Source organism: Caballeronia sp. INML1, assembly GCF_023631085.1.
Lineage (GTDB): Bacteria > Pseudomonadota > Gammaproteobacteria > Burkholderiales > Burkholderiaceae > Caballeronia > Caballeronia turbans.
Genome location: NZ_JALQDT010000064.1, coordinates 21,849 through 37,596, shown reverse-complemented (window position 1 = coordinate 37,596; position 15,748 = coordinate 21,849). Strand labels below are relative to the sequence as shown.

The 15,748-nt window shown below is 63.8% G+C and carries 14 protein-coding genes; 3 read left to right on the top strand and 11 right to left on the bottom strand.

Features of this window, described 5'->3' with window-relative positions; all coding sequences use genetic code 11:
• Positions 1–94 precede the first annotated feature (94 nt).
• Positions 95–1,567, top strand: a complete 1,473-nt coding sequence (proP, locus tag NCR38_RS25855) for a glycine betaine/L-proline transporter ProP (RefSeq protein ID WP_061116232.1) — start codon at positions 95–97, stop codon at positions 1,565–1,567.
• Between the two features lie 12 nt (positions 1,568–1,579).
• On the opposite strand, the gene NCR38_RS25850 is transcribed toward proP, so the two are convergent.
• The 10 genes from NCR38_RS25850 to NCR38_RS25805 all read right to left on the bottom strand — a co-directional run bounded on the left by NCR38_RS25850 (position 1,580) and on the right by NCR38_RS25805 (position 12,309).
• The gene (locus tag NCR38_RS25850) at positions 1,580–2,206 is read right to left on the bottom strand and encodes a DAK2 domain-containing protein (RefSeq protein WP_061116231.1); all 627 of its coding nucleotides are present in this window, start codon (positions 2,204–2,206) and stop codon (positions 1,580–1,582) included.
• Between the two features lie 11 nt (positions 2,207–2,217).
• The gene (locus tag NCR38_RS25845) at positions 2,218–3,228 is read right to left on the bottom strand and encodes a dihydroxyacetone kinase subunit DhaK (RefSeq protein WP_061116230.1); all 1,011 of its coding nucleotides are present in this window, start codon (positions 3,226–3,228) and stop codon (positions 2,218–2,220) included.
• Between the two features lie 731 nt (positions 3,229–3,959).
• Positions 3,960–4,961 (bottom strand): ABC transporter permease, encoded by a 1,002-nt coding sequence (locus NCR38_RS25840; protein WP_061116229.1) that lies wholly within the window; start codon positions 4,959–4,961, stop codon positions 3,960–3,962.
• Positions 4,958–6,493: a sugar ABC transporter ATP-binding protein gene (locus NCR38_RS25835; RefSeq protein ID WP_061116228.1), complete on the bottom strand. Its 1,536-nt coding sequence runs from the start codon at positions 6,491–6,493 to the stop codon at positions 4,958–4,960. Before NCR38_RS25835 ends, NCR38_RS25840 begins: the two co-directional genes overlap by 4 nt.
• 57 nt (positions 6,494–6,550) lie before the next feature.
• A complete protein-coding gene (locus tag NCR38_RS25830) occupies positions 6,551–7,666 on the bottom strand; it encodes a sugar ABC transporter substrate-binding protein (RefSeq protein ID WP_061116227.1) in 1,116 nt (371 codons plus the stop codon).
• A 71-nt stretch (positions 7,667–7,737) separates the two neighbouring features.
• The gene (locus NCR38_RS25825; protein ID WP_061116226.1) at positions 7,738–8,409 is read right to left on the bottom strand and encodes an L-fuculose-phosphate aldolase; all 672 of its coding nucleotides are present in this window, start codon (positions 8,407–8,409) and stop codon (positions 7,738–7,740) included.
• Positions 8,406–9,485 (bottom strand): S-methyl-5-thioribose-1-phosphate isomerase, encoded by a 1,080-nt coding sequence (mtnA, locus tag NCR38_RS25820; RefSeq protein WP_250477785.1) that lies wholly within the window; start codon positions 9,483–9,485, stop codon positions 8,406–8,408. Before mtnA ends, NCR38_RS25825 begins: the two co-directional genes overlap by 4 nt.
• 11 nt (positions 9,486–9,496) lie before the next feature.
• Complete coding sequence (mtnK, locus tag NCR38_RS25815; protein WP_061116224.1) at positions 9,497–10,762, bottom strand: S-methyl-5-thioribose kinase; 1,266 nt, start codon at positions 10,760–10,762, stop codon at positions 9,497–9,499.
• Between the two features lie 40 nt (positions 10,763–10,802).
• Positions 10,803–11,498, bottom strand: a complete 696-nt coding sequence (locus tag NCR38_RS25810) for a GntR family transcriptional regulator (RefSeq protein WP_250477784.1) — start codon at positions 11,496–11,498, stop codon at positions 10,803–10,805.
• A 196-nt stretch (positions 11,499–11,694) separates the two neighbouring features.
• Complete coding sequence (locus NCR38_RS25805; RefSeq protein ID WP_061116222.1) at positions 11,695–12,309, bottom strand: DJ-1/PfpI family protein; 615 nt, start codon at positions 12,307–12,309, stop codon at positions 11,695–11,697.
• A 99-nt stretch (positions 12,310–12,408) separates the two neighbouring features.
• On the opposite strand from NCR38_RS25805, the gene NCR38_RS25800 reads away from it, so the two are divergent.
• A complete protein-coding gene (locus NCR38_RS25800) occupies positions 12,409–13,749 on the top strand; it encodes a PLP-dependent aminotransferase family protein (protein WP_061116221.1) in 1,341 nt (446 codons plus the stop codon).
• Positions 13,750–13,796: 47 nt separating this feature from the next.
• Here the strand turns inward: NCR38_RS25800 and NCR38_RS25795 are convergent, their stop codons facing one another.
• Positions 13,797–14,648: a LysR family transcriptional regulator gene (locus tag NCR38_RS25795; RefSeq protein WP_061116220.1), complete on the bottom strand. Its 852-nt coding sequence runs from the start codon at positions 14,646–14,648 to the stop codon at positions 13,797–13,799.
• 104 nt (positions 14,649–14,752) lie between these two features.
• On the opposite strand from NCR38_RS25795, the gene NCR38_RS25790 reads away from it, so the two are divergent.
• Positions 14,753–15,631 carry an SDR family oxidoreductase gene (locus NCR38_RS25790; RefSeq protein WP_061116512.1) on the top strand — a complete coding sequence of 293 codons (879 nt, stop codon included), beginning with the start codon at positions 14,753–14,755 and terminating at the stop codon, positions 15,629–15,631.
• Positions 15,632–15,748: the final 117 nt, after the last annotated feature.

Genomic DNA, 15,748 nt, shown 5'->3' with positions numbered 1-15,748 from the left:
ACCATCATGCCGAGGGCCGCGCGCCTCATCGGCGGCCTTTCTGCGCGAACACACGCAGCCGCACGCGTTCGCCTTGAAAACTGGAGTGAGACAATTGAGCCCCTCGCACGAGCGTAATGCCCGCAGCAAATCGTCGCCGAATCTCACGCTGGGCGATATCACCGTCGTCGATCACGCGCTTCTCAAACGTGCCGTCGGCGCGATGGCGCTCGGCAATGCGATGGAATGGTTCGACTTCGGCGTCTATAGCTATATCGCCGTCGTGCTGGGCAAAGTATTTTTTCCGTCGAGCAGTCCGTCCGCGCAGTTGATCGCGACCTTCGGCACGTTCGCTGCCGCCTTTCTCGTGCGGCCTATCGGCGGCATGGTGTTCGGCCCGCTCGGCGACAGGATCGGCCGCCAGCGCGTGCTCGCCATGACGATGATCATGATGGCCGTCGGCACGTTCTGCATCGGCCTGATTCCGAGCTATCACTCGATCGGCATTCTCGCGCCCGTGCTGCTGCTCGTCGCGCGTCTCGTGCAGGGCTTCTCGACGGGCGGCGAGTACGGCGGCGCGGCCACGTTCATCGCCGAGTTCTCGACCGATGCGCGGCGCGGCTTTTACGGCAGCTTTCTCGAAGTCGGCACGCTCGCGGGCTATATTCTCGGCGCGGGCACGGTCGCACTGCTGACCGCGCTGCTCCCGCACGACGCTCTGCTCTCGTGGGGATGGCGCGTGCCCTTCATGATCGCGGGACCGCTCGGTCTCGTGGGCCTCTATATCCGCATGAAACTGGAAGAAACGCCGGCGTTCAGGAAGGAAGCCGAGACACGCGAGGCGCATGAACGGTCGCGTCCGAAGCAAACGTTCGCCGAGCTTCTCTCGCAGCAGTTCAAGCCGATGATGCAATGCGTCGGCCTCGTGCTGATCTTCAATGTCACAGACTATATGGCGCTGTCGTACCTGCCGAGCTTTCTGTCGGCCACCCTGCATTTCGACGAAACGCATGGCCTCTTTCTCGTGCTGCTCGTGATGGTGCTGATGATCCCGATGACGCTCTTCGCGGGCCACCTTTCCGACCTGATCGGCCGCAAGCCGGTGATGCTGTTCGGCTGTATCGGGCTCTTCGCGCTCTCGATTCCCGCGCTTGTGCTCGTGCGCGCGGGCGCGCTGCTGCCGGTGTTTCTCGGGCTGCTGATACTCGGCGCGCTCCTTTCGACATTCACGGGCGTGATGCCTTCAGCGCTGCCCGCGCTCTTTCCGACGCGCATTCGTTTTGGCGCGCTCGCCATCGGCTTCAATGTGTCCGTGTCCCTGTTCGGCGGCACGACGCCGCTCGTCACGGCATGGCTCGTCGATGCAACGGGCAATCTGATGATGCCCGCGTATTACCTGATGGCGGCATCCGTGATCGGCGCGGTGTCCGTGCTCGCGTTGCGCGAGACGGCGCGCGAGCCGTTGCTCGGCTCGGGGCCGTGCGTCGCGACTAAAGCGGAAGCGCTCGCCCTCACGCGCAAGAAGCTGAAGGTCGTTCGGTCGGGCAAACGCGAGCGCGAGGTCGTGCCGCAAAAGAAGCGCGCATGAACGTCGCCGCATTCATGCTGCAAGCGCGTTCTTCAACGCTTCGAGAAACCTCACGTAAGCGGTCGCGCCCGGGTCCGCGTGCCCGATGCTGCGCTCCTGCACCCACGCGGCGCGGCCCTTTTTCGATTGCATCGTGGCGGTCGCGCTGACCTGCTCGCGGGCCTTCGCGATCATCGCGTCGAGCGCGTCCGTCGCGTTGCCTTGCGATGCGGCCAGCACATCGAGACTCGGCACGAGTGCATCGAGCACGGTCTTGTCGCCGACCTGACTCTTGCCGCGCTCGATGATGCGCGCCGCCACCGCCTGGCCGATTCCGAGCGCTTCGTCGCGCCCGATCGCGTCCTTGTCCTTCACCGTCTTCGCGGCAGCGAGCAGGCCACCGCCGACGAGCGCGGCGAACGTCGATGGATTCGCCGTCGAAAACGCCTTGGCGGCGGCAAGCATGACTTCGTTCAGTGTCGCCTCTTCGGGCAGCGCGCCCAGTGCCTTCACGACCGCCGCCGATCCCGACTGCACCGTGATCCCGAGATCGCCATCGCCGAGCGCGGCATCGAGATCGCGCAGTTCGTCGGCATGTGCGGGAAGCGCGTTCAGTGCGCGCGTGAGGATGTCCCGCAGTTCCTTGCTCGTTACGCTCATCGCAGCTCCTTTCAGGACTCGGTGCCGTCGCGGAAGAACGGCGAACGCGCGGGCGCTTCGAGCAGCGCTTCGAGTTCGTCGTCGAGCAGCATCACCGTGATCGATGCGCCCGCCATTTCGAGGCTCGTCACGTATTCGCCGACATACGAGCGCGCGATCTTGAGCCCTTCGTCGGCGATGAGCTTCGCGCAACGTCGATACAGCAGATAGAGTTCTTCGAGCGGCGTCGCGCCGAGGCCGTTGACGAGCAGCGCGACGCGCGAACCCTTCGGCGCGGCGAGATCATCGACGATCTGCCGGGTGATGCGCTCGGCGATGGCATCGGCGGATTCGAGCTTGCCGCGATGCGTGCCCGGCTCGCCGTGTATGCCGATCCCGATCTCCATTTCGCCTTCGGGCAACGTGAATGTGGGCTTGCCGGCGGCGGGCAGGATGGTGGGGGACAGGCCGACGCCCATCGTGCGGCAGTTCGCGTTGGCCTTGGCGCAGATGCGCGCGACATCATCGAGCGAATCGCCGCGTTCGGCCGCCGCGCCTGCGCATTTGAAGGCGAACACCATGCCCGCGACGCCGCGGCGGTCGTCTGCGCGGTCTTTCGGCGCGGAGGCGACATCGTCGGTCAGCACGACCGTTTTGATGTCGATGCCTTCGGCGTCCGCGAGGTCCGCTGCGAGGTCGAAGTTGAGCACGTCGCCGCCGTAGTTGCCATAGACATAGAGCACGCCGGCGCCGCCGTTGACCGCTTTCGTTGCTTCGAAGATCTGCTCCGATGATGGCGATGAGAATACGTTGCCGACCGCTACGCCGCCGCACAGGCCCTCGCCGACGTAACCGAGGAAGCCGGGCATGTGGCCCGAGCCACCGCCGGTGATGATGCCTACGCGGCCTGGTTTTGGAGCGTCGGCTCGGACCAGCGCGCGGTGGTCTTCAGTCGCCGGTTTGATCCATTTCGGATGGGCAAGTAGTAGTGATTCGATGATTTCATCGACGAAATTTTCGGGCTGGTTGATGATCTTTTTCATGGTTTTGTGGCTCCTTTGTCTCGTTGGTTCGTTTGCGCTTGCGCTTGCGCTTGCGCTTGCGTTTGCGTTTGCGTTTGCGTTTGCGTGGAATCCTGTTTTCTTGTCGGTCTATTAGCACTGCCCCTGTGCGGGGCGGCAGTCACTTTCTTTGCTGCTGCAAAGAAAGTAACCAAAGAAAGCAGCTCCACACGCCCGCGGTCACACGCAGTTTGGCCACGCTTGCCAGCCCATCGTGGGCTGCCTAAGTGTCGCCCTCAAAGGACTAACCGGGCTTGGATCGCGCACGGTCTGTCACCTCGCGTCGCATGGCGGAGCGGTTCAGCACCAAATGGCTCCAGCCCGCTTCGCGGCCGTTGGGTCAATCGGGTCCGCCCGAACTTTCTTTACTAACGCCTCCATCTCACTGCAAGTGCCGACCGATGTTGTCCCTTGCAGACCCAGCGGCAGCGCGTAGCGCTGTGCCGAAGCTATTTCGTGCTGAACCTGTGTCCTTAGAGCACTAGCTTGTCAGACCGTGCGCGATCCAAGCCCGGCGGGGCCTATGAGGGCACTCTTTACAGAGCCCACGATCGGCTGGCAAGCATGGCCAAACTGCGTGTGACCGCGGGCGTCTCGAGCTGCTTTCTTTGGTTACTTTCTTTGCAGCAGCAAAGAAAGTGACTGCCGCCCCGCATAGGGGCAACGCTAATAAACCAACAAGAAAACGGGATCCAGCGAAGCAAAAAAAAACATCAAACCTTCCTCCGCTGACTAAGCGCATCAAGCAACACAGCAGCAAAAATAACGCCGCCTTGAATGAACTGAGTCCAGAACGGATTCACGCCGAGCAACGAGAGGCCCACGTTGATGACGCCGATCAGCACCACCCCAATGAACGTCCCGACGATAGAACCGCGCCCGCCCGCAAGCGAGGTCCCCCCAATCACAATCGCCGCGATGACCTGCAACTCGAGCCCATTAGCCGCCGAAGGCAAAGCAGAATTCAGCCGCCCGGCAAGCACGATCCCGGCAATCGCCGCGGTCACGCCCGCAAGCATGTAAGTAAAAAACACGACACGCCTCACAGGAATCCCAGCAAGCCGCGCCGCTTCCTGATTGCCGCCGACGGCAAACACCTGATGCCCGAACGTCGTCTTGCGCAACAACACATGCCCGGCGACGAACACGACCAGCATCACGATCATCGGCATCGGCAAGCCCGCGACCGTCTTCGCACCGAACATCGTGAACGCGTTGGGAAAATCGAACTTCGTGCGGCCATCGGAAATGGCGAGCGTGAGGCCGCGCGCCATCGCCATCGCCGCCAGGGTGACGATGAAAGGCACGAGCCTGAGCCACGAAATCGCGAGCCCGTTCAGCGCGCCCGCGAACGCGCCCACCGCAAGCGCGACGCACAGCCCCGCAACGCCCAGGCCGACCGCGCCCGGGCTCGACCCCGCCATCACGGTTGCCGCCACCATGCCGCTCAACGCGACGAGCGAGCCGACCGACAAGTCGATGCCCGACGTGATGATGACGAACGTGCCGCCCACCGCCGCGATGCCCACCACCGACACCTGCACCATGATGTTCGTGAGCGTGCTCGTGGTGAGAAACTCCGGCGATGCGATCGACAACGCAATACAGATGATGACGAGCGCCGCGAACAAAGGCCCGATGCCGCTCCTCAATTGACGGATCACGCGGCGCGACAGCGCCTCCGTGTCCGAACGTTCGGCTGCCGTGGAGGTCATGCGCCTGCTCCTGTCGTTGCCCACTGAATGACCGTTTCCGAATCCGCCTTGTCGCGCGCGATCTCGGTCACGATGCTGCCGCGATACATCACCAGCACGCGATCCGACATGCCGAGCAACTCCGGCAGCTCCGAACTCACCATGACGACGGCCGCGCCCGCGCGCGCCATCGTCACCATGTGCGCGTAGATTTCGGACTTCGCGCCCACGTCGATGCCGCGCGTCGGTTCATCGAGCATGATGACGACGGGACTCGTCGCCGTCGCGCGGCCGAGAATCACCTTCTGCTGATTGCCGCCCGACAGCGTCCCCGTGATCTGCAGCACCGACGACGCACGCACGCCGAAGCGCGCGCTCGCATCCTGCGCGAGCTTGCGCTTCTTCGCGCGGCTCACGAAGCCGCCGCTCGCGAGCGCCTTCAGGCTCGACAACGCGACGTTTTCTTCGATGTTCGCTTCCAGCACGAGCCCTTCGAGCTTGCGATCCTCCGACGTATAGACGAGCCCGTGACGCACGCCTTGCGTCGGCGAATGATTGGTGATCTTCCTGCCCTTCACGAGAATCTCGCCATTCGTCACAGGCAACGCGCCGAAGATCGTCTTCAGCAATTCCGTGCGTCCCGCGCCCGCGATGCCCGCAATGCCGACGATCTCACCCGCGCGCACGGAAAAGCTCGCATTGCGCAGAAGCGGCGCGCTCGCGAGATGGCGCACTTCGAGCACGACAGGACCATATTCGCGCGGTTCCCACGGATAGAACGATTCGAGATTGCGCGCGACCATCGCCTGTACGAGATCCGCTTCGGTCCATTCGGACATCGGACGCGCGCCGACCGTTGCGCCATCGCGCATCACGACGGCGGAATCCGCAAGCTCGAACACTTCCTCGAGATGATGCGAGATGAAGATGATGCCCATGCCTTCCGCGCGCAGCCGCCGCACCACCGCATACAGGTTGGCGATGTCATGGCTTTGCAGCGCGGCGGTCGGTTCGTCCATTACGAGGATGCGCGCATCGCGCGCGATCGCCTTCGCGACCTCGACGAGTTGCCGCTTGTTCAAGGGCAGATCGCCGAGCCGCATCCACGGCGGCACGTTGTCCAGGCCGACGCGCGCCAACGCCTCGCGCGCCATCGTGTTGGCCTCGCGCATCCTCACGAAGCCGTTGCGCGAAGGCATGCGGCCGAGAAAGAGATTCTCCGCGACCGTCATGTCGTTGATGAGCGAAAGCTCCTGATAGATGACGGCCACGCCCGCATCGATCGCCGCATGGGTGCCGCGCGCGAGCGGCATGCCGTCGATGTCGATCGTGCCTTCGTCGGGTTCATACGCGCCCGACAGCACTTTCACGAGCGACGACTTGCCCGCGCCGTTCTCGCCGACGATCGCGAGCACATGTCCCGCGTGCAGATCGAGGCTCACGCCGCGCAGCGCTTTCACGCCGGGAAAGCTCTTGACGATGCCCTGCATGCGCAACAAGGGCATCGCTGCATTCGAAGCGGCGCTCGCTCGCGCCCGGGTTTCGACTCTCATGTCGTGCGTTCCGTGTGCGGGCCGCGCGTCGCTGAAACACGCGGCCCCCGGTTGCCCTTACTGCTTCACTTCCTCGGACCAGAGGCCGTACTTCTTTACTTCATCCGAGTCGATGTTCGACTTGTCGATGAGCATCGTCGGCCACGCATAGTTCGCGGGCACGTCCTTCTTCGCGTTGTAGTCGGCGATGAACTGCAGCGACTTCGCCGCCATCTGGATCGGGTTCTGCGAGATCGTCGCGTCCTGCTTGCCCGCGCGGATCGCGGAGAGCGCCTGCGCGGTGCCGTCGGCGCCGATCACGAGAATATGCGCCTTGTCGCCGAGCGGCTTGTAGCGGCCCGCGTTGTCGATGGCCTTCTCCGCGCCCACGGTGTTGTCGTCGTTCGCGCCGAAGACTGCATCGATCTGCGGGTATTTCTGGAGGATGCTGGTCATCGCGTTGAGCGACTTCTCCTGATCGAAGGCACCTTCCTGACGCGCAACCACCTTGATGTTCGGGTACTTCGCGATCTCCTCGCTGAAGCCCTTCTCGCGATCCGTTGCGGCGGTGGTGCCGACGAGACCGATCAGATCGACGACGTTGCCCTTCTCTTCGCCGTAGCGCTTCTTCAACTGCTCGGCGATCCACTTCGCCCCCGTCTGCCCGAGCGCGACGTTATCCGACGCAACGAACGACGTGACCTTGCCGCCATCCGAGCCGCGATCCAGCGTGAAGACCGGGATGTTCATCGAGTTGGCTTTTTCGACCGCGGGAATGATCGCCTTCGAATCGATCGGGTTGAGCACGAGCGCGGTCACGCCCTGGCTCAGCAGATTGATCGCATCGTTGACCTGCTGTTGCGCGTCGCCGTTCGCATTGGTCTGCACGAGATCGAAGCCCTGATCCTTCGCGCCGCGCTCGACGCCCGCCTTCAGTCCGACGAAGAACGCGTTGTTCAATGTCGCGATCGAGAAGCCGATCTTGGGCTTGCCGCCGGCGGCGGTTGCGGCCGGCGCGCTCGCCGGGGCGCTGGCGGGCGCGCTCGCGCTCGCCGCCGAACTCGTGCTGCTCGTCGATGACGTGTTGTCGCTCTTCGAGCATCCGCTCAACGCGGCCGCCGCGCACAACAATACGGCGCCGCCGGACTTTCCGAACGTTCCCCAACTGTCGAATCTTGCCGAACTCCATGCCATGGCTGTCTCCGTTGTACGAGTTGTTCAATGCGAGTTTCGTTGCGATGAGGCTTCGCTTCCCGTCACGCGTTTCAGCGATCCTCCGTGTTGCGCCTGCCGTAAGTCTTGAACTTCTCCAGCACTTCATCCATCTGTTCGTCGGAAAGCAGGGGCGGCGGGCCGATCTGCAACGCCAGCAGATATTGCTTCGACAGCACCTCCACTTCATGCGCGAGCCACACGGCGCGCGCGAGGTCCGCACCGAGCGCGATCACGCCATGATGCGCGAGCAGGCACGCGCGGCGATCGGCGAGCGCGGCGAGCACATGGTCGGACAACTGCTGGCTGCCGAAGACGGCGTAAGGCGCGCAGCGTATCGATTTGCCGCCCGCTGCCGCGACCATGTAATGCAGCGCGGGAATATCGCGCCCATGAATGGCGAGCGCGGTGGCCGCGATCGAATGCGTATGCACGACTGCGTCGATATCGTCACGCGCACGCAGGATGTCGCGATGAATGCGCCATTCCGACGAGGGCCGTTCAATGCGCAGAAGCTCGGCATCGTCGGCGATATCGAGCGGCAGCCACACGATGTCCTTCTCGTCGAGTTCGCGCGCGCTCACGCCGCTCGGCGTGATCAGCAAGCCCGCGCGATATCGCGCGCTCACATTGCCGGACGTGCCCTGATTGATGCCGAGCCGCTCCATCTCGAGCGCCGTCCCGACGATCGCGCGGCGCAGCGCGCTTTCATCGGCCGCGCTCATGCGGCGTTCCCCTCTGCGGCGAACAGCGTTTTCAGCGAGCGCTCGAACGGCGCACGCACGATGCCGCGCTCCGTGACGAAGCCGCTGACGAGCGCATGCGGTGTGACATCGAACGCGGGGTTGCGCGCTTTCATCGCATCGGGCGCGATGCGTCGTCCGGCGAGGTGCGTGACCTCCTCGGCATCGCGCTCCTCGATTTCGATGCCTGATCCGCTCGGCGTGCGCAGATCGAGCGTCGATGAAGGACAGGCGACATAGAACGGAATGCCGTAATACTGCGCGGCGATGGCGAGCCCCAATGTGCCGATCTTGTTGGCGAAGTCGCCGTTCGCGGCGACACGGTCCGTCCCGACGATGACGACATCGACGAGTCCTTGCGACATGACCGACGCGGCGGCGCTGTCCATGATGAGCGTGACATCGACGCCCGCCTGCTGCAATTCGAACGCCGTGAGACGCGCGCCCTGCAGAAGCGGACGCGTTTCATCGGCATAGACCTTGAACGCGATGCCCGCGCGATGCGCCGCGTAGATCGGCGCGGTGGCGGTGCCGATGCCGCTCGTCGCGAGCGCGCCCGCATTGCAGTGTGTGAGCACGCCGCATCCTTCGCGGATAAGCGGCATGCCATGCTCGCCGATGCCTTCGCACAACGCCTGATCTTCTTCGTGTATGCGCTTGGCTTCCGCGACGAGCGCTTCGTAGAGCGTCGCGGCATCGCTCGCATCGACATCGCGTGCATGACGCAGCATGCGCCGCACGGCCCAGCTCAGATTGACCGCCGTGGGCCGCGCCGTTTCGAGCCAGTTCGCATGACGTTCCAGCTCCGTTCTGAACTGCGCGACGGGCAGCGCGGTCGATCCGCGCATCGCGATGCAAAGCCCATAAGCGGCCGCAACGCCGATCGCCGGCGCGCCGCGCACACGCAACTCGCGAATGGCGCGCCACACCGCTTTCACATCGGCGATGTTCTCCACCACGATCTCATGCGGCAAACGCGTCTGATCGAGCAGCAGCAGATCGCCGTCGCGCCATTCGATCGTGGGTGGAAGCGTGGTGAACAAGGGCTGCGAAGCCATGAGATCTCCTGTCACATCGTCGCGGTATCGCGCTGAATGTCGCGCGCGAGCGCCGCCACTTGTTCGATATCGCCGAGCGTGGCGCGCTCGACGAGTAACGCTTCCGCGCAACGCAGGCAGCGCACTTCGATATTCGCCCGCGCTTGCGCATCCGGAATGCGCGTGACTTCCGCGACCTTCGCCATGCCGACGATGCGGCGAATCATCTTGCAGCCCGCGAAGCCGAGCGTATCGGCCAGCAGCCGCCGCATGAAGTGCGTGCGGTACGCCGTGAGCGCGCGGCTCTCCGCGTCCCCGCCGATGAAACGCCGCTTGCTGCGGCTTTCGTGATCGCGCCACAGTTCGACGAATTGCGCGCTGAAACCGCTCCAGATGCGCATCATCTGTTCGAGCAGCCACTCCTGATACGCGACGGGATCGCGCCCGTCGATGCGCCCATGCCAGTCGCGCGAGAAATACGCGAGCAACAGATTCGCGATCACCGCGCCGACATCGAAGCCCATCGGTCCATAGAACGCGAACTCGGGATCGATCACGAAGGTGTCTTCTTCGTTGACCATGATCGAACCGGTATGCAGGTCGCCGTGCAGCAAGGTCTCGGCGTGATTCATGAACGCCCACTTCATGTCGGCCGCCGCGATGCGCAATGGCGCATGCGTTCTCAGCCTTTCGATCGCAGCTTTGGGCAGCGCGGGACTATAGACGTTCGACGGATGATCTTCGAACGGAAACGTGAACACGAGATCTTCGGTGATCTTGCACAACTCCGCATTGACCGCGGCGCTCGCGGCCTGCTTCTTGATGTCGGGCGCGAGAAAGAGATCGGAGCCGTAGAAGAGCGTGTGCGCGAGATAGGTCGAGAGATGATCCGCGAGACGCGGATACATCGCGCCATCCATCAGCCCTTGCCGCAGGATGCGATGCGAGGCGAGGTGTTGCATGACCACGAGAAAGCGCTTGCTGTCCGCGTGATACACCTTCGGCACATGACGCGGACATAGCGCGCCGAAGCGCCGCAACGCAGCGACTTCGTGCTCCATGCGCTGACACGAAAGCGGCCACGTCTTGCCGACGAGCCGCAAAAACGGCGGCGCCTGCTTGACGACGACGCTGCGCCCCGGCGCTTTCGCGTTCGTCACGAAGTACACGTAGTTCAGATTGCCGTCCCCTACTTCGACGACTTCGAGATCGTCGGGGTCGCCCAGCAGCGCGCGCACGTCGGGCACGCCGCCGAGATAGGCGGCGAGTTCCTGCGCGGTGAAAGCTTCAAACTCCATCGGTGTCTCCTCCGATGTTGCCCGGGCGCGTGCATCTTGCTCAGCGACGCTTGCGCACCAGATCGAACTTGAAGATGCTCGTGTTGTAGTAGTCGTTGCTATAGCAAAGCGGCTCGCCGCTCTGATCGAAATCCACTTCGTCCAGCAGCAGAAAAAGGCCGAAGCCATCGCCCAGTTCCGGCAGATCGCGCGGCGTGAGAATGGTCGGCTGTATCGACGTATGCGTATGCGACAGCCGCCGCCCCGTGCGCGCGAACATACCGAAGAGCGATTCGCCCAGCTCACCCTCGGCGGCATCGAACACGTGCTTCGGAATCGTGTCGATGCAATACGCGGCGATCGCGTCATCCGCGCGCCGCACGCGCTCGATTCTCACGCACGGGTCGCCGTACTTGATGGCGAGCTTTTCCGCGAGACTCTCCGAAGCCGCGACAGTATCCATCTGGATGCGGCTCGTCGATGGCACCGCGCCCACACTGCGAATCATGTCGGTCACCGACATCAGATCATCGAGGCCGCCGTGCAGCTTCAGCGAAATTTGTCTGATGAAGGTGCCCTTGCCTTGCTGACGCGACAACAAGCCATGCGAGATCATCTGCGCCACGGCTTCGCGCAGGCTGGAGCGGCCGACGCCGAGCAGCTCGCAAAGCTCTATCTCAGTGGGAATCTGATCGCCGGGCTTGAGCTTGCGCTCGCGGATCATGGTGAGGAGCGACTCCTGGATCTTGTCGCTCATCGATCGCTCGACGCTCAGGCGCATGAAGGTCTCTCGGATGACAGTCCATGAAATATACATCAGACGTCTGATGTTTCTCTAAGGACTTTCCCGAAGCGCTTAATGCCTTAAACGCACGATTTTCATGACGCAGGTGCAGCACGAACAAGCCCGTCACGCGCAGCGCGACGGGCATCGCAGTGCACGAATTTTCGCGCTACGCCGGCGTGGCAATGCGGATGAACGGCGTGATGTTTTTCATCGCGCGCTCGACGTAGGCTTCCTTCTCGCCGACGGGCGCGACGTAATGCATCGCGCTGCGTGCCGCTTCGATGCCTTCGAGCCGAGCGATCATCCAGGCCGCGAGATATTGCGATGCGAGGCATCCGCCGGCCGTGGCGACGTTGCCGTTCGCGACGAACGGTTGATCGAGCGTGCGCACGCCCGCTTCCTCGACCCACGGCTTCGTCGTCACATCCGTGCAGGCGGGAACGTCCTGAAGCAGGCCGAGCTTCGCGAGAATGAGCGTGCCCGAGCATTGCGCGGCCAGCAACTGGCGTGCGGGATCGAGTTTGATGCGCGCCATCAGCGACGCATCGGCGACGACCTGGCGAGTCAGCCTGCCGCTGCCGACGATCACGGCGTCGGCATTCGCGGCTTCTTCGAGCGTGGCTTGCGCCTTCAGCACGACGCCGTTCATCGAACGCACTTCTTCGGATGGACACGCAATCGACACGGTCCAGTCCGGCTTTTTCACGCGATTGAGAATGCCGAGCGCGATCAGCGAATCCAGTTCGTTGAAGCCCTCGAAAGTGAGAATGGCAATGTGCATGATGTGCTCCTTTCAGCGCATGTGTGGCATGTGCGCATGCTACGGTCGAAAATGAATACAATCAAAAAATTGTCATGAATACATCCGCTTAGGCCGCTCATGCCGAAACCGCCGCGCTACAAGCAAATCGTCGACAGATTCGTTGAGGACATTCGTTCCGGTCGCCTCAAGGCCGGCACACGTCTGCCGACGCATCGTGAACTCGCCGCGCGCGAAGGACTCGGCATCGTGACCGCGACGCGCGTCTATGCAGAGTTGAACGCGATGGGTCTCGTGAGCGGCGAAACGGGACGCGGCACCTTCGTGAAGGAAACGACGCTCGCGCGTGAACTCGGCATCGATCAGGTGGCCATCGCCGCGGACATGGTCGATCTCAACTTCAACTATCCCGCGCTGGCGAGTCAGGCGGAGTTGCTGCGCAATGCGTTGCGGCAGTTGTCATCGGCGGGCGATCTGGAAGCGTTGCTGCGCTATCAGCCGCATGGCGGACGCGCGCGCGACCGGGCGGCGGTCTCGCGTCATCTCCTGCGCGGCGGCCTGGATGCGAGCGCGGATCGCGTGATGCTCGTCGATGGTGCGCAGCACGGCCTCGCCACGACCGTGATGGCGATGCTGAAACCCGGCGACGTGGTCGCCGTCGACACGCTGACCTATCCCGGATTCAAGTTGCTGGCCGAAGCGCATCGGCTCGAACTCGCCCCGCTGCCGGCGTCGGGCGCGGGCCCCGATCCGGACGCGCTCGATGCGCTATGCAAGCGGCGACGCGTGCGCGCCATCTACACGATGCCGACGCTGCACAATCCGCTCGGCTGGGTGATGACGGCGACGCGGCGCAGGCAACTCGTATCGATTGCGCGCAAGCATGGCTTCGTCATCATCGAAGATGCGGCTTACGCCTTTCTCGCCAGCGATGCCCCGCCGCCGCTCGCCGCGCTCGCGCCCGAACTCACGGTGTACGTGTCGGGATTTTCGAAGAACGTGGCGACGGGCTTGCGTGTCGGCTACGTCGTCGCACCGCCCGAATGGGTGCCGAAGATCGAACGCGCGATCAGAGTGACGACCTGGAATACGCCCGGGGTGATGACGGCCATCGCGTGCGGCTGGCTCGAGGACGGCACGGTGGACAGGCTCGAAGCGGACAAGCGCGCGGATGCTTCGATGCGTCAGGCGATCGCGTCGAGCGCCTTGGGACGATTGAAGCGGGTCGCGCATCCTGCTTCGTATTTCGTATGGCTGCCGATGCCTGGGGACGTGCGCGCGGACGGTGTCGCGGCGGCGCTGATTAAAGAGCGGATCTCGGTGTCGCTGGCCGGGCCGTTTTGCACCGCGGCGCAGGTGCCGCATGCGTTGCGGCTCGCGCTGGGATCGGTGGATGCGGGGACGTTGAGGGAAGCGTTGGGAAGGGTCCGGGAGATCGTCGAATCGCAGGTCGATATTTAGCCCGCGATCCGAATAACCTAGCACCACGGTTGTTTTTTCCGGCGTAGTCACGCCGCGCTTTGCAGCATATCGAGAAAGGCGCGCACTTTCGCGCTCAGCAATCGCCGCGAACTATAGAGCGCCCAGATTTCGACGGCCGGTCCCGCATCGAGTCCGAGCCTCGCGAGCCGTCCAGCGGCAATCTCGGGTTCGACCAGCAAGCCCGGCAATAACGCCACGCCCGCGCCTTCGAGCACGGCCTCGCGCGCCATCAGCAACGACGACAGGCGCAAAACCGGCTCGGGCGTGATCGTGCGCTCGCGGCCGTCGCCGCCTTGAATTCGCCAGGCCGTGCCGCCCGCGCGCGCGAGCACGACGGCAGGCAAGGAAGATGCGCCTTCGTCGATCGTGAAGCCGCGCGCCGCGACCAGCACGCGCCGGTCGATCGCAATGCGGCGTCCCACGAGCAATTCGTCGGCGTCGGGATCGATGCGGATGACGAGGTCGTATCCGTCCTGCACGGGGTCCGCGACACGATCCTCCGCGACGATCTCCAGCTCGACCTGCGGATACGCCGACGCAAAACGCGACGCGAGGCGCGGCAGCACGACATGCGCAAACACGATCGGCGCGCTCACGCGCAGGCGTCCGCTCGGCACGGGCGCGCGCGAGCGAATCGTTGCGCCCGCGTCGTCGATTTCGGCGAGCAGGCCGCGCGTGCGTTCGTGCAGGACACGGCCTTCCTCGGTCAGCCGCAGCGTGCGCGCGCCGCGCTCGATGAGCCGCACACCGAGACTGTGCTCCAGGTCCGCGACGCGCCGCGAGAGCGTGGCTTTCGGGCGGCCCGTGCGACGTGCGGCGGGTCCGAAGCCACCGTGTAACGCGACGGTGTTGAAATCGGCGAGTGCGGTCAGGTCCATGATCGTTCCATCGTTGAGACGAGCTGTCCCGAAGCAGGGTCTATCGGCTCGAAACCGGAACAATTATCGTAGGCGCTGTGTTCAACGGATCCAAGGAGATCGACATGACTATTCTCGTGACGGGCAGCACCGGCGTGATCGGCACACAGGTTCTCGACCATCTGAAGGACGGTGGCGCGAACGTGCGCGCGCTGACGCGCTCGCCGGAGCGCGCGAGTTTTCCGGCGGGCGTGACGGCGGTGAAGGGCGACCTGACTGAAATCGGCGCGCTGCGCGAGACGATGAAAGACATCGACACGCTCTTTCTTCTCGCGCCGAACGCCCCGGACGAACTGACGCAGGCCCTGCAGGCAATGAGCATCGCGCGCGAGGCGGGCGTGAAGGGCATCGTGTATCTGTCGGTGTTCAAGGGCGATGCCTACACGGACGTGCCCCATTTCACCAGCAAGCACACGGTCGAGCGCATGATCGAACACTGCGATCTCCCCGCGACGATCCTGCGCCCAGCCTACTTCATGCAGAACGACATCCGCCTGAAGGATGCACTGCTGCATCACGGCGTATATGGCATGCCGATCGGCGCCAAAGGCATTTCGATGGTGGATGTCCGCGATATCGGCGATGCCGCCGCGCGCGAACTGTTGCGCCGCGAACGCAGCGACGCGCCCTTGCCGCGCGAAGCCTATGAACTCGTCGGCCCCGATGCGCTGACGGGCGACAGCATCACAGCGATCTGGCGCGATGCGCTGCAACGCGAGATCCGCTACGGCGGCGACGATCTGGACGCGCTCGAAACCCGCATGAAAGGCGCGGGCCCGGATTGGCTCGCCTACGACATGCGTCTCATGATGCAGCGCTATCAACAGGATGGCGCGGTGGCCTCGGCACAGGAAGTCGGGCGCCTGACTTCGCTGCTCGGCCGTCCGCCGCGTGACTATCGCGATTTCGCCGCCGAAGCCGCACGCGAATGGGCCACGCAATAAAGCGAAGTGAAAACGCCGGGCTCGGCAGAAAGACGCCCGGCCCGCGACGCAGAATTCACCGCAAACGTTTGCCCGATATTTATGTTCCAATTGACGAAATTATCCGTCTTGCAAACT